The sequence below is a fragment of the Kitasatospora sp. NPDC001547 genome (assembly GCF_042894165.1).
GTDB lineage: Bacteria > Actinomycetota > Actinomycetes > Streptomycetales > Streptomycetaceae > Kitasatospora.
Genome location: NZ_JBIAVL010000001.1, coordinates 294,059 through 308,160, shown reverse-complemented (window position 1 = coordinate 308,160; position 14,102 = coordinate 294,059). Strand labels below are relative to the sequence as shown.

9 protein-coding genes are annotated in these 14,102 nt (G+C 76.3%); 8 read left to right on the top strand and 1 reads right to left on the bottom strand.

The genetic code is table 11. The features are described 5' to 3' along the window. Positions 1-23: 23 nt before the first annotated feature. The 8 genes from ACFY0X_RS01290 to ACFY0X_RS01255 all read left to right on the top strand — a co-directional run bounded on the left by ACFY0X_RS01290 (position 24) and on the right by ACFY0X_RS01255 (position 13,219). Positions 24-1,118 carry a hypothetical protein gene (locus ACFY0X_RS01290; protein ID WP_387748054.1) on the top strand — a complete coding sequence of 365 codons (1,095 nt, stop codon included), beginning with the start codon at positions 24-26 and terminating at the stop codon, positions 1,116-1,118. Positions 1,119-1,154: 36 nt separating this feature from the next. Continuing rightward, positions 1,155-1,664, top strand: coding sequence for a phage baseplate assembly protein V (locus ACFY0X_RS01285; protein ID WP_387747490.1), 510 nt, complete (start codon positions 1,155-1,157; stop codon positions 1,662-1,664). 15 nt (positions 1,665-1,679) lie between these two features. Beyond that, positions 1,680-2,012, top strand: a complete 333-nt coding sequence (locus ACFY0X_RS01280; RefSeq protein ID WP_387747488.1) for a hypothetical protein — start codon at positions 1,680-1,682, stop codon at positions 2,010-2,012. After that, a complete protein-coding gene (locus ACFY0X_RS01275; protein WP_387747486.1) occupies positions 2,009-2,416 on the top strand; it encodes a GPW/gp25 family protein in 408 nt (135 codons plus the stop codon). The genes ACFY0X_RS01280 and ACFY0X_RS01275 overlap by 4 nt, the downstream gene beginning before the upstream one ends. Next, positions 2,413-5,637, top strand: a complete 3,225-nt coding sequence (locus ACFY0X_RS01270; protein WP_387747484.1) for a putative baseplate assembly protein — start codon at positions 2,413-2,415, stop codon at positions 5,635-5,637. Before ACFY0X_RS01275 ends, ACFY0X_RS01270 begins: the two co-directional genes overlap by 4 nt. After that, positions 5,634-9,389 (top strand): putative baseplate assembly protein, encoded by a 3,756-nt coding sequence (locus tag ACFY0X_RS01265; protein WP_387747482.1) that lies wholly within the window; start codon positions 5,634-5,636, stop codon positions 9,387-9,389. Before ACFY0X_RS01270 ends, ACFY0X_RS01265 begins: the two co-directional genes overlap by 4 nt. Before the next feature lie 100 nt (positions 9,390-9,489). Further along, on the top strand, positions 9,490-11,724 hold the full coding sequence (locus tag ACFY0X_RS01260) for a hypothetical protein (protein WP_387747480.1): 2,235 nt from the start codon (positions 9,490-9,492) through the stop codon (positions 11,722-11,724). 46 nt (positions 11,725-11,770) lie between these two features. Next, entirely contained in the window at positions 11,771-13,219 is a 1,449-nt protein-coding gene (locus tag ACFY0X_RS01255; protein WP_387747478.1) for a DUF6519 domain-containing protein, read from the top strand. Between the two features lie 52 nt (positions 13,220-13,271). Here the strand turns inward: ACFY0X_RS01255 and ACFY0X_RS01250 are convergent, their stop codons facing one another. Beyond that, the gene (locus ACFY0X_RS01250; RefSeq protein ID WP_387747476.1) at positions 13,272-13,847 is read right to left on the bottom strand and encodes a hypothetical protein; all 576 of its coding nucleotides are present in this window, start codon (positions 13,845-13,847) and stop codon (positions 13,272-13,274) included. Positions 13,848-14,102 lie beyond the last annotated feature (255 nt).

Sequence of the window (14,102 nt, the reverse complement as noted above, 5' to 3'; positions counted from 1 at the left end):
GGTCGATCCACCTGAGCCTGCTGATGGGCCCGCAGATCCCGGTGCCGGTGCCGCAGCCGGTGACCGACGCCCTGTTGTCCGCGCAGGTCACGGTGGCGTCCGGGCAGCGCAGCGGGTTCCAGCTGGCCTTCGACCTGTCGAAGCACGGTCTGGTCAACACCGCGCTGCTGCCGGGCGGCTTCTTCGACCCGAAGATCAGGGTCGTCCTGATGGTGGTCGTCACGGGCACCCCGACCGTGCTGATGGACGGGGTGATCATCCGCCAGGAGGTCGGCATCAGCAACCAGCCGGGCCAGTCCACGCTGACCGTCACCGGCGAGGACCTGACGGTGCTGATGGACCTGGAGGAGCAGGCCGGGGTGCCGTTCCCCGCGATGTCCCCGGCGGCCCGGGTCGCCGCGATCATCGGCAAGTACGGGCAGTACGGCATGGTGCCGCTGGTCGTCCCCGAGCTGGTGCCGCAGACGCCGATGCCCACCCGGCGGATCGACTTCCAGAAGGGCACCGACCTCGGGTACGTCAACGAGCTGGCGAAGGCCAACGGTTACGTGTTCTACCTCGACCCGGGCCCGGTCCCCGGGATGAGCCGCGCCTACTGGGGGCCGGAGGTCCGGCTCGGGGTCCCGCAGCACGCGCTGAACGTCAACATGGACGCGCTGTCCAACGTCGACCAGCTGACCTTCGCCTTCGACGGGACGGCCCGCGAGGAGCCTGAGGCCCGCATCCAGTTCCCGGCGACCAAGGTGTCCGCCGTCCTGCCGGTGCCGGAGGTCAGCATCCTGCGCCCGCCGCTGGCGCTGCGGCCCGCGCCGGCGCTGAAGAAGAAGGTCATCGCCGACACCGCCAAGAAGGACACCTCCCAGGCCGTCGCGGAGACCATCGCCAAGGCGATGGTGTCGGCGGACGCCGTCACGGGCTCCGGCCAGCTCGACGTCGTCCGGTACGGCCACGTGCTGCGGCCGCGCGAGCTGGTCGGCGTCCGCGGCGCCGGGATCACCTACGACGGCCTGTACTTCGTCAAGAGCGTCACCCACAACCTCAAGCGCGGCGCGTACAGCCAGAACTTCACGCTGGCCCGCGAGGGCCTGATCGCCCTTCAGCCGGCCGTCGTGCCGTAACACCGCCCCGACCGACCCGCAGCAGGAGTTGCCAGCATGGCCGAACCGACCCGCTACCTCGGCAAGTTCCGGGGAACGGTGGTGAACAACGTCGACCCGCTCGGGATCGGCCGCATCCAGGCCCAGGTGCCCGACGTCCTGGGCGAGGTCACCTCGACCTGGGCGATGCCGTGCTTCCCGGTGGCCGGCCCGGGCATGGGGCACTACGCGGTCCCGCCGGTCGGGGCCGGCGTGTGGGTGGAGTTCGAGCAGGGCGACCAGAGCTACCCGATCTGGACGGGCTGCTGGTACGGCTCCGCCTCGGAGGTCCCGGCCGAGGCGACGACCGGCCCGCCGGGGTTCCCGAACGCGGTGCTGGAGACCTTCGGCCGGCGGGTGATCGTGCTGTCCGACGACCCGACGACGGGGATCACCCTGCGCACCCCGAGCGGCGCCTCGATCGTGATCAACGACTCGGGCATCCAGATCAGCAACGGCCAGGGCGCCTCGATCTCGCTCGTCGGCGCCACCGTTTCCATCAACCAGGACGCCCTGAGCGTGACCTGACGGGGGGAGAGTCTCGTGCCCGGAAATCTGCTGCACGTCAATGCGACGGTGACCTGCCCGCACGGCGCCCAGGCCACGGCCCGGCCCGCCCAGGCGCGGGTGCTGGCCGCCGGCCAGGCCGTCACCGGCACCGCCGACCTGTACACCGTGACCGGCTGCCCGTTCAACGTGGCCGGCAAGCCGCAGCCCTGCGTCACGATCCGCTGGGTGGTGCCGTCCGCCCGGATCCGGGTGAACGGCTCCCCCGCGCTGCCGCAGTCCGCCGTCGGGCTGTGCCAGAGCGCCGAGCAGGTCCCGCAGGGGCCGCCGGTCGTGACCGTCGTCCAGCAGCGGGCGGTGGGCGCATGACGACGACCGGGTACCCCGCGAACGGCGCCGGACCGGCCCGCACGGACCTCGCCTTCCCGTTCCGGACCGACAGCCGCGGGCGCACCGCCGAGGCGGCGTACGACGACCACGTGCGGGACATGATCGAGCAGTTGCTGTTCACCAGCCCCGGCGAGCGGGTCATGCACCCGGACTTCGGCTGCGGGCTGCTCGACCTGGTCTTCGCGCCGAACAGCCCGGAGCTGGCGGCCACCCTGCAGCTGTCCGTCCAGGCGGCGCTGCAGCGGTGGCTCGGCGACGTGATCGAGGTCGTCTCGCTCGACGTGGAGAGCGAGGACAACGTGGTCCGGGTCGAGCTGGCGTACGTCGTCCGCCGGACGGGTGCGCGGCGGCACGACGTGTTCGAGGGCGGGGTGACGGCATGACCGGCGGATCCGAGGCGAGCGGGTGGGACGGAGGCCCGACGGTCCGGTGCGGGACGGAACGGCGCCGCGCCGACGTGCGCGCGGCGCACCTGCTGGGCCTGGACGGCGCCGAGCCGGACGACGACGGGCGCACGCTGAGCGTGACCTTCCTCGGCCGGGCCCCGGCCGGGCTGGGCCCGGAGAACATCCGGGTCGACGGCGGCCGGCGGATCACCGGCCTGCGCGCCGTCGCGGTCGACATCGAGCGCGCGGACGACCCGGAGCTGGACGACCGGATGCACGTCACCCTCGACCGGGCCGGCGACACCTCCCGCTACCGGCTGACCGTGGTCGAGGCGGACGCCTACGGCCGCCCGGGCACCCGCCCGTACCCGGGCTTCGACCCGAGGTACGCGAGCACCGGGTTCTCCTTCGGCGCCGACTGCCCCTCCCCGTACGACTGCCGCAGCGAGGAGAGCTGCCCGCCCGCCGTCCGGCCGGCCCCGGTCATCGACTACACCGCCCGCGACTACGAGAGCCTGCGCCGGCTGGTGCTGGACCGGATGAGCCTCACCACTCCCGGCTGGACCGAGCGGCACCTGCCCGACCTCGGCGTCACCCTGGTCGAGCTGCTCGCCCACACCGCCGACCAGCTCTCCTACCAGCAGGACGCGGTGGCCACCGAGGCATACCTCGACACCGCCCGCCGCCGGGTGTCGGTGCGCCGGCACGTCCGGCTGATCGACTACCCCGTGCACGACGGCTGCAACGCCCGGACGTTCGTCGCGCTGACGGCGGACCGCACCCTCACCCTCCGGCGCGGCACCTTCCGCTTCGCCGCCGTCGACGTCGGCGGGCTCGGCCCGCAGGAACGGCCGCGGCTGTCCACGGTGATCCCGGACGAGGAGCTGGACGCGCTCACCCGGACCGCCGCCGTCGAGGTGTTCGAGCCGCTCGGCGCGGCCGACCTGGTGCTGCACCCCGCGCACAACACCATCCGGTTCTGGACCTGGGGGGACCAGGACTGCGTCCTGCCCGCGGGCGCCACCTCCGCCACCCTGCGCGACGACTGGCACCCGGCCGACCGGCCGGAGGCCCGCACCCGGCACCTGGCGCTGCGCCCCGGCGACCTGCTGGTCATCGAGGAGGTGCTCGGCCCGCGCACCGGCGCCGCCGCCGACGCCGACCCCGCGCACCGCCAGGCCGTCCGGCTCACCTCCGTCACCCACCTGGTCGACGAGCTGTACGAGCAGCCCGTGGTCGAGGTCGCCTGGGCGCCGGAGGACGCGCTGGCCTTCCCGGTCTGCCTGTCCGCGCACGGCGGGAGCGACTGCGGCCCGATCGACGACGTGAGCGTCGCCCGCGGCAACGTCGTCCTGGTCGACCACGGCCGCTCCCTCACCTTCTGCGGCGGCGCCCCGGAGACCTTCGCGGTGCCGCCGGAACCCGTCCGGGTGGCGCCCTGCGGGCCGGGCGGCTGCGGCTGCGCGGACCGCGACGGCGGCAGCCCCGCGGCGGAGGCGATCCACGAACTGCTGGACCAGGCCCGGGCCGGCCGCCAGCTCGGCCCCGAGCAGGTCCGCGAGCTGGACGCGCTGGTCGGCGAGGCGGCGGTCCGCCGGGCCGGGCTGAGCGTCCGGCTCGCCCCCGGCTCCGGCGCGGAGGGCGGGGAGGGCCAGGGCGCCGTGGTCGAGCCGCCCACCGCCGACGCCCAGGCGGCGGCCCTGGAGACGCTGCTCGACCAGACCCGCTACCCCGTCCTGCCGCAGCCGTTCCGCCCGCTGCTGCGCTACGCGCCGGTCACCCAGGCGGCCGCCTACCCGGACCGCGGACAGGTCGGCGCCCGGCAGGCCGTCCTGCTCGCCGGCATCCCCGGACGGGTCCGCCTACGGCTGGAGGAGCTGTGGCACCGGGCGGACCGCGGCCACGACCTGTCCCGCGCCGAAGTCGCCGAACTCACCCTGCTGTTCGGCGCCCGGGTGGTGCACGAGCTGCGCCTCGCCGACCGGCCGGCCGCCGGGCTGCGCGAGCTGCTGGCCCGCCGCACCCGCCTGCTCGCCGCCAAGCTGCGCCGCCTCGAGGTGCTCACCGCGCGGGCCCGCTGCGGCGGGGTGCTCCGGCGCGGCGGCGTCTGGGAGGTGGCCCAGAGCTGGGGCGCCCGGTACGCCGCCGGGCTCGACCCCGACTCCCCCGCGCTGGCCGGCCCGGCGAGCGGCATCGCCGTCCAGGACCCGCGTACCGCCCTGCCCGCGGTGCTGGCCACCGCCGAGGGCCGGGAGTGGACGCCCCGCCGGGACCTGCTCGCCGACGGCCGGCGGGACCGGCACTTCGTGGGCGAGCTGGAGGACGACGGCCGCCTGGCGCTGCGCTTCGGCGACGGCCGCCACGGCCTGCCGCCCCGGCCCGGCGCCGAGCTGCGGGTCGCGTACCGGATCGGCAACGGCACCGCCGGGAACGTGGGCGCGGAAGCCGTCAACCACCTGGTGGTCTGCGGACAGCAGCCCGACCCGACCGGTCGCGGCACCGCCGCCCGGCCGCAGGACGCGGTGCTCCGGGTCCGCAATCCGCTGCCCGCGACCGGCGGCACCGATCCCGAACCGCTCGACCAGGTACGCCAGTTGGCCCCGCTGGCGCTGAGCCGCACCCGGCTGCGCGCCGTCACCGCCGCCGACTACGCGGAGCTGGCCGCCACCCTGCCGGGCGTCCGGCGCGCCGCCGCCGGGCTGCGCTGGACCGGCAGCGTCCAGGAGGTCCACGTGGCCGTCGAACCGTACGGGCGGGCCGAGGCGGACACCGCGCTGCTGGAGGCGGTCGGCCACGGCCTGGAGGCGTACCGCCGGATCGGCCACGACCTGGTGGTCCGCCCCGCGCTGCTGGTGCCGGTCGACCTCGAACTGCGGATCTGCGCCGCCGCGGGGTACCAACGCGGCCACGTGCTGGCCGAGTTGCGGCGGGTGCTGGGCGGCCGCGCCCTGCCGGACGGCCGGGTCGGCTTCTTCCACCCGGACGCGCTGGGCTTCGGCGACCCGGTGCGGGTCTCCCGGCTGGTGGCCGCGGCCGCCGCCGTGCCGGGCGTGGTCAGTGCCCAGGTCACCCGGCTGCGGCGGCAGTTCGGACGGGACGACGGCGAACTGGCGGACGGGCTGCTGCGGCTCGGCGCGCTGGAGGTCGCCGTCTGCGACGACGACCCCGACCGGCCGGAGAACGGCCGGCTCTCGATCGTGATCGGAGGCGGCCGATGACCGGCCAGTGCACCTGCGGCTGCTCGGGCACCGCCACCGCGACCCCGGCCCCGCTGTTCAACCCGCCCGGGCTGGACGCCATCGGCTACCGCGTCGGCCGCTACGGGGAGTTCCTGGACAGCCTGCTCGCCCGGCTGTCCGGCCCCGGCTACCCGGCGCTGCGCGACCTGACCGTCCGCACCCCGGACGACCCGGCGATCGCGCTGCTGGACTCCTGGGCCGTGCTCGCCGACGTGCTCACCTTCTACTCGGAGCGGATCGCCAACGAGGGCTACCTGCGCACCGCCACCGAGGAGGGCTCGCTCACCCTGCTCGGCCGGCTGGTCGGGCACCGGCCCCGGCCCGGCGTGGCCGCCGACACCTACCTCGCCTACACCCTCGACCACGACCCGCGGGCCGCCGAGGACCCGACCGTGGTCGTGCCGCGCGGCGCCCGCAGCCAGAGCGTCCCCGGCCCCGGCGAGGACCCGCAGTCCTTCGAGACCGCCGAGGACCTCGCCGCCCGCTCGGCCTGGAACGAACTGGCCGTGCTGCGCCGCCGCCCGTACCAGCTGACGCCGGGCCAGCTGAACCCCGGCGGCCGCGCCGAGCTGTTCGCCGCCGGGACCGCCAACAACCTCAGGCCCGGCGACCGGCTGCTCTTCGTGTTCAGCGCCGACAAGGCCGCCGACCCGGTCCACCGGGTGCTGCGGCTGGTGCCCGAGGTCCGGATCGACCGCGAGAACGACGTCACGGTGATCGGGCTGCCGCGGGACCTGCGCACCCTCAAGGACCTGCGCGCCGAACTGGCCGACTGGATCACCGTCACCGAGACCGCCCCGAACCCCAGGCCCGGGCCCAGCCGGATCATCCGGGCGTTCGACGACCAGGTGCTGGCCCCGCTGCGCGCCGACCTCGACCGGCCCGCCGGTCCGCTGAGCACCCCGGCCGAGTTCGCCGACCGGCTCGCCCCGGTCGTCGCCCGGACCGCCGAGGCCGCCGAACTGGCCCGCTCCCGGCAGCCGGTGGCCGACTGGTTCGGCCGCCTCGGCGAGGAGCTGGCCGGCCTGCGCGACCGGGCCCACCAGCTGGAGCCGCCGCAGGCCCCCGAGCAGCCCGAGCCCGGCTCCGGCACCGCCGACCCGGCCGTCCGCGGACTCGGCCCGCTGCTGGCGGCGCTGCGCACCACCCCCACCCGGCCCCCGCTGAGCGCCCGGGACCTCGCCCGCGACCCCCGGCGCCTCTTCGCACCCGGCTCGGACCTCGGCGCGCAGCTGCTGACCGCGCTCGACCCCCGGCTGCGCGACGGCCTCTACCCCGCCTGGCGACGGGTCGACCTGACCGAGCCGCTCGCCGTGCACGAGATCCAGGCGATGCGGGTGGTCGCCACCCCGTTCGGCGCCACCGCGCCACTCAAGCCCGTCTACGGCGACGACGGCCGGATCGACCGCTACGTGGACTGGCCGCTCGCCGGCAGCACCCTGGTCGGCGTCCGGTTCACCTTCGACGCCGCCGGGACGGTCCCGACGACCGCCGACTTCACGTACGTCGAGGCCGGCAGCCTGGTGCACAGCGGCTTCTCGCTGCCGTGGGACCACACCTTCCCGTTCGGGCCCGGCCAGGTCAAGGTGGTCACCACCGAGCCGCCGGAGCCGCCGCCGAACCCGCGGGCCGCCGTGCCCGCGCCCGCCCCGGAGCCCGGGGTCAGCGCCCGGTTCCTCGCCAAGCTGCCCGAACGCACCGTCTTCGTGTCCCGCCCGCGGGCCGACGGACGCATCCACGTGACGGTCGACGGCGGGCCCGGCCCCGCGCTCGACTACCTGCTCGAACCCGGCCAGGAGAAGACCGGCGAGTCCGGCGAGCTGAACGTCCGGGTGCTGCGCCACACCGCCACCGACCAGTCGGCGCCCGCGGTCGAGGTGGTGTTCACCACCAAGCTGCAGCCGGTCTCCGGCACCGTCCTCGCCCTCGACGCGGTGTACGACCAGATCGCGCCCGGCAGCTGGGTGGTCGTCCAGCGCCCGCGCAAGGGCCTCGACGGCGGCATCCCGGGCAGCCGCGACCTCGCCGAGGTCATCACCCGGGTGACGGACGTGCGGGTGGTCTCCCGCGCCGACTTCGGCATCACCGGCAAGGTGACCGAACTGTCCCTGCAGCAGCCGTGGCTGGACGACAAGGACACCCAGCTCTCGGACATCCGGGACGCCACCGTCTACGCCCGCGGCGAGTCGCTGCGGCTCGCCGACGAGCCCGTCACCGAGGACGTCCACGGCGGCCGGATCGAACTCGCCCGGCTCTACGACGGCTTGACCCCCGGCCGGTGGATCGCGGTCAGCGGCGAGCGGACCGACATCCCGGGCACCACCGGCGTCCGGGCCACCGAACTGGCCATGATCGCCGGCGTCGAGCAGGGCGTCGACCCGCACCTGCCCGGCGACACCGTCCGCACCACCATCACGCTCAGCGCCCCCCTCGCCCACCGCTACCGGCGCGACACCGTCCAGGTCCTCGGCAACGTGGTCCGGGCCACCCAGGGCGCCACCCGCGACGAGGCCCTCGGCAGCGGCGACGCCGGCGTCCCGGGCCAGCGCTTCACCCTCTGGCAGTCGCCGCTCACCTGGCTCGCCGCCGACACCCCCGGGGGCGCCCGCAGCACCCTGGAGGTCCGGGTCGACGGGGTGCGCTGGCAGGAGGTCGACAGCCTCGCCGGACGCGGCCCGGACGAGCGCGTCTACGTCACCGGGACCACCGGCGACGGCCGCACCACCGTCACCTTCGGCGACGGCGTGCACGGCTCGCGCCTGCCCACCGGCCGGGAGAACGTCCGCGCCCGCTACCGGATCGGCATCGGCGAGGCGGGCAACGTCGGCGCCGGCCGGATCACCCAGCTCACCACCCGCCCGCTCGGCGTCTCCGCCGTCGTCAACCCGCTGCCCGCCACCGGCGGCGCCGGCCCGGACGGCCCCGGCCTCGCCCGGCGCAACATCCCGCTCGCCGTCACCTCCCTCGACCGGCTGGTCTCGGTGCCCGACTACGAGGACTTCACCCGTTCCCGGGCCGGCATCGGCCGGGCCAGTGCCACCCGGCTCTCGGACGGCGGGCGGGAACTCGTCCACGTCACCGTGGCCGGGGTGGACGACATCCCGCTCAGCGGCGACTCCGACCTGGTCCGCACCCTGCGCTCCGCGCTCACCGCCTACGGCGACCCGCGGCTGCCGGTCGAGGTCGCGGTGCGCGAACTCGTCCTGCTGGTCGTCGCCGCGCGCGTGAAGGTCCACCCGGACCACTCCTGGGACCTGGTCGAACCGGCACTGCGCCGGGCCCTGCTCGACCGCCTCGGCCACTCCGGACGCCAACTCGGCCAGAGCGCCCACCTGTCCGAGGTGCTCGCCACCGCCCAGGCCGTCCCCGGCGTGGACTGGATCGACGTCGACGCCTTCACCGGCGTGCCCGGCAGCCTCACCCCGGAGGGCCTGGAGCGGCTGTCCGAACAGCTCGCGCGGCCGCAGCCGACCGTCCCGGCCCGGCTCGCCCGCTTCGAGGAGCAGCGGTACCGGGTGCGGGACCGCGACGGGGAGACCCTCACCGACATCGCCGCCCGCAACGGCATCCCGGTCGCCGAGCTGCTGCGCCTCAACCCGGCCGTCACCGACACCCGCCCGCTGCCGCCCGGCCGCGTGCTGACGGTGTTCCGCGGCGTCCGCCCGGCCCAACTCGCCGTGCTGTCACCGAACCTGCCCGACACGTTGATCCTCAAGGAGATCCGCGCATGAGCGAGCGATGGGGGCACCCCCGGCCGGAGGCCGGGGGAGAGCGAGTCGACGAGAGGCGCGCGTGGGCGAACGCCCCCGCCGAGCGGAGCGGGGAGGCCGCATGACCTCGCCGTGGGACAGCCGGGACCCGGACGGACTGCTGGAGCTGCTGCCGCAGTGGCACCGGCTGCGGGACGCCGACGCGGGCGAGCCGCTGCGCGCCCTGCTGGCCGTCATCGCCGAGCAGGTCGACCTGGTCCGCGGCGGCGTCGAACAGGGCTACCGGGACTGGTTCGTGGAGACCGCCGCCGACTGGGCCGTCGCCTACCTCGGCGACCTGGTCGGCTACCGGATCCTGCCCGGCTACGAGGAGGTGCTCGCCACCGGTCTGCACGGCGGCGCCTCCCCGGAGCGGGCCGCGGCCCGCGACCGGCTCGCCGCCCGGCTGGCGCCGCGGCACGACGTCGCGAACACCGTCGCCAACCGCCGGCGCAAGGGCACGCTGCCCCTGCTGGAGGAGCTGTCCGCCTCAGTGGCCGACTGGCCGGCCCGGGCCGTGGAGCTGTCCCGGCTGCTCGGCGGGACCCAGCCGGTGCGGCTGCTGCGCCCCGACGAGGAGCTCGCCGACCGTCAGCGGCTGGGCCGGGGCCGGCTGGTCGACGTACGGCGCGGGGCCGCGCTGGACCTGCTCGGCGGCCCCTTCGACGGGCAGGCCCACACCGTCGACGTCCGCCGGGCCGCCTCCACCCGCCGCCAGGGCGGCTACACGCCGGCCGGGGTCGCCCTGTACGTCTGGCGGCTGAAGCCGTACCGGGTCACCCGGGCGCCGGCCTACTGCGTCGACCGGGCCAGGAACCTCTTCACCTTCTCCGTCCTCGGCAACGACGCCCCGCTGGTCACCCGGCCAGAGCCGGAGCCCTCGGCCACCCACCTCGCGGCGATCGACAACGTGCCGGCGCCGATCCGGCGCCGGCAGCTGGCCGAGCGGCCGGCCGACTACTACGGGCCCGGGAAGAGCTTCGCCATCTGGCGCGACGGCGCCCAGGAGCCGGTCCCGCCCGCGGAGATCACGGTGGCCGACCTGACCGACTGGGCGTACCGGCCCAAGCGCGGCCAGGTCGCCGTCGACCCGCTGCTCGGCCGGATCGCCTTCGGCGCCCGCTCCGCCCCGCGCCGCGGCGTCTGGGTCGACTACCACTACGCGTTCGGCGACGACACCGGCGGCGGCGAGTACCCGCGGGACCGCCCCGAGGCCCGGCACCGCACGGTCTACCAGGTCGGGCCCGGCCGGCCGTACGAGCGGATCAACGACGCCTACCAGCAGTGGCGCGCCGACCAGGCGGACGGCGGCGCGGGCGGCGCCGCCGTCATCGAGATCACCCACAGCGGGGCCTACCAGGAGCAGCTGGACTTCGACCTGGAGGGCGACGACCGCCTCGAACTGCGCGCCGCCGAGGGCGCCCGGCCGGTGATCCGGCTGCTCGACTGGTACAGCAACCGGCCGGACGCGCTCAACGTCCGGGGTGTCTGCCCGGGCGGGCGGCTGGTCCTGGACGGCCTGCTGATCACCGGCCGCGGGGTCAACGTCACCGGGCCGCTGGCCTCCGTCACGCTGCGGCACTGCACCCTGGTGCCGGGCTGGTCGCTGGAGCCGCACTGCGAACCGCACTCGCCGTACGAGCCCAGCCTCGTCCTGGACCACACCACGGCCTGCGTCCGGATCGAGCGCAGCGTCCTGGGCGCGATCCAGGTCGTCGGCGACGAGGTGGACGCCGACCCGCTGGAGGTCCACCTCGCCGACAGCATCCTGGACGCCACCGGATCCGAGCGGCCGGCGCTCGCCGGGCCCGACTGCGAACACGCCTTCGCGCTGCTGCACGCCCACCGCTCCACGGTGGTCGGCGAGGTGCACGCCCACGCGGTGCCGATCGCTGAGGACAGCGTGTTCACCGGGCGGCTGCGGGTGGCCCGCCGCGCGGTCGGCTGCCTGCGGTTCTGCTACGTCCCCCCGGGCTCGCGCACCCCGCGCCGGTACGAGTGCCAGCCCGACCTGGTGCGCTCGGCGGTGACCGGGCTGGTCGAGCGCGGCGAGCTGCCCCCGGCGCAGGCCGCCAGGCTGCGCGACGTGGAGGCGGCCCGGGTCCGCCCGGTGTTCAGCAGCCTGCGGTACGGCACGCCCGACTACGCGCGGCTGGCCGCCGGGTGCGCGCCGGAGATCACCCGCGGCGCCGAGGACCGCTCCGAGCTGGGCGCCTTCCACGACCTGTTCCAGCCCCAGCGCGAGGACAACCTGCGGGCGCGGCTGGCCGAGTACGCGCCGGCCGGCACCGACGCCGGCGTCTTCTTCGTGACCTGACCCGCCCCCGACACCGCCCCCGACCATCGACTGTGAGAGGGAACCCGTGCACGCAGACTTCTCGCGCCTGACCTTCCGGCCCGACAAGCACTACTCCGCGGTGCTGACCCAGCAGGGCCGCGTCCAGCTGGACGCCGACGCCAACGAGCAGGCCGCGATCGAGCGCTACCAGCTGCGCACGCTCGCCGCCGACCTGATCGGCCGCCGCGGCGGGCCGGCCGCCGCGCCCGGGTTCGAGATCGGCTACCTGCCGGGCAACCAGGACGCGGCCGACCTGACCATCGGCGGCGGCCGGTACTACGTGGACGGCATCCTGTGCGAGTCCTACCGGCCCGAGCCCGGCGCCGCCGTGCCCGACGACGGCCACTGGGGCGGCGACGGGACGGACGGGGCCGCCGGTGCCGTCGGTGTCCCCGGGCAGGAGCCCGCCGTCTGGACGTACTGGGACCAGCCGGACGCCTACCGGGACCAGGAGCGCCCCGGCGACCGGCTGCCCGCCGAGTTCCCGTTCCTGGTCTACCTGAAGGTCTGGGAGCGCAGCGTCACCGCCGTCGAGGACCCGGAGATCCGCGAGGTCGCCCTCGGAGCGGCGATGCCCGACACCGCGGCCCGCGCCAAGGTGGTCTGGCAGGTACTGGCCCTGCCCGCCTCGGAGTTGAGCGTCCCGGACGGCGGGGTGTCCCGGGTCCGGGACGCCTTCGACGCGTGGGCCGAACCGCAGGAGCGGGCCGCCGCCTGGCTGGCCGCGCGCGCCCGGCGTCCGGACCGGGCGAACGAGGACCCGTGCCTGTCCCACCCCGAGGCCGCCTACCGGGGCCCGGAGAACCAGATGTACCGGGTGGAGGTCCACCGGAGCGGCTCGGCCGAGTGCGGCGCCACCTTCAAGTGGTCCCGGGAGAACGGCTCGGTCGTCCTTCCGATCGCCTCGGTCGAGGGCGTCTGGGTCGACCTCACCACGCTGGGCGACGACGACAAGCTGGGCCTCTCTGTCGGCGACTGGGTCGAGGTCGCGGACAGCGCGTACGTCAGCCGGGAGGAGCCGGCGGACCTGCTCCAGGTGGAGGAGACCGACCTGCCGGGCCGCCGGGTGCGGCTGTCCGCCGAGCCGGCGCCGGAGGTCGGCCGGCTGGCCGAACGCCACCCCTTCCTGCGCCGCTGGGACCACCGCGCGCCCCGCGGCCGGGACGCCCTGCCGCTGGCCGGCGGCGCCCTGCGGCTGCGGGAGGGCGCCTGGCTCGACCTGGAGGACGGCGTCCAGGTGTACTTCCGCCCGGGCGGCGACTACGCCCGCGGCGACTACTGGCTCGTCCCGGCCCGCACCGCCACCGGCTCGGTCGAGTGGCCGCGGAACGCGGCCGGCGAGGCCCTCCTCCAGCCGCCGGCCGGCGTCCGGGTGCACCACGCCCCGCTCGCCTGGGTGAAGGGCCCGACCACGGTCGTCGACCTCCGCCAGACCTTCGCGCCCCTGACCGCGCCCGCCCCGCAGGAGGCCTGACCCGCCCGGCCCGCACCGGCGGCCGGCGGCCTGCGCGGTTCCGCCCGCGGGCTCAGCCGCTCCAGGTGCTGGTCGTGCCGGTCGTGCCGGTCGCCCGGGGCGTCCCTCCGGTGGCGGTGCCCCGGGCGGCCGGGGCACCGGCTCCGGCGCCCGAGGTGGTGGTCCGCACCCCCGGGGCGGTGGTGCCGACCGTCGGGCCGGCCGAGGTGCGGGGCGCGGCCGGGGCCGCCGCCGTGCGGGGCGCGGCGGTGGTCCGGCGGGCGGCGGGGGCGGTGGGCGCGGCCGCGGGGGCGTCGCCGCCCGGTGCGATCCGCTCGATCCTCAGCACCAGGTTGCGGTCCTGGCGGCCGCCGGCCAGGTCGCGGTTGCGGCTGTGCACGACCTGTGTCGACACGCCGCCGACGTCCTGCCACCGGCCCTGGACGGCACGGCTGTTGGGGCACCAGCCGCCCTCGTCCCGGTGTTCCAGGTCGAGTTCCCAGCGCTCCGCCTCGACGACGTGGACGGCGCCGACCTCGCCGGGGATCTCCACCGGGGCGGCGCCCCGGACGGTCACCACCGCCCGCTGGGGGAACCGCCCCTCCACCGCCGTCACCGTGATCCGGCTCGCCCCCTGGTACCAGGCCATCGCTGTGCTCCCTCGTCCGTCCTTCGGGCCGGCTGCCGACCGCCCCCAGCCGTTAGCACGGACGGCGCCCCCTCCGGGGTTCGACCTGTCCGCGTCCGGCACCGCGGGGCCGGGAACGGCCGACGGCCGGGGGGGGGGGGGGCCGGGGGCGCCCCCCCCCCCCCCCCCGGGTTGGCCCCCCGCCCCCCGCGGCCCGCCCCTGCCCCCCCCCGCCACCCCCCCCCCCGCGGGGGGAAAGGTCCCGGGGCGGGAACG

Bases quoted from the DNA above. Each gene is read 5' to 3' on its own strand.
- ACFY0X_RS01290 (WP_387748054.1), top strand. From the start codon at position 24: ATGGGCCCGCAGATCCCGGTGCCGGTGCCGCAGCCGGTGACCGACGCC.
- ACFY0X_RS01285 (WP_387747490.1), top strand. From the start codon at position 1,155: ATGGCCGAACCGACCCGCTACCTCGGCAAGTTCCGGGGAACGGTGGTG.
- ACFY0X_RS01275 (WP_387747486.1), top strand. From the start codon at position 2,009: ATGACGACGACCGGGTACCCCGCGAACGGCGCCGGACCGGCCCGCACG.
- ACFY0X_RS01270 (WP_387747484.1), top strand. From the start codon at position 2,413: ATGACCGGCGGATCCGAGGCGAGCGGGTGGGACGGAGGCCCGACGGTC.
- ACFY0X_RS01265 (WP_387747482.1), top strand. From the start codon at position 5,634: ATGACCGGCCAGTGCACCTGCGGCTGCTCGGGCACCGCCACCGCGACC.
- ACFY0X_RS01260 (WP_387747480.1), top strand. From the start codon at position 9,490: ATGACCTCGCCGTGGGACAGCCGGGACCCGGACGGACTGCTGGAGCTG.
- ACFY0X_RS01250 (WP_387747476.1), bottom strand. From the start codon at position 13,847: ATGGCCTGGTACCAGGGGGCGAGCCGGATCACGGTGACGGCGGTGGAG.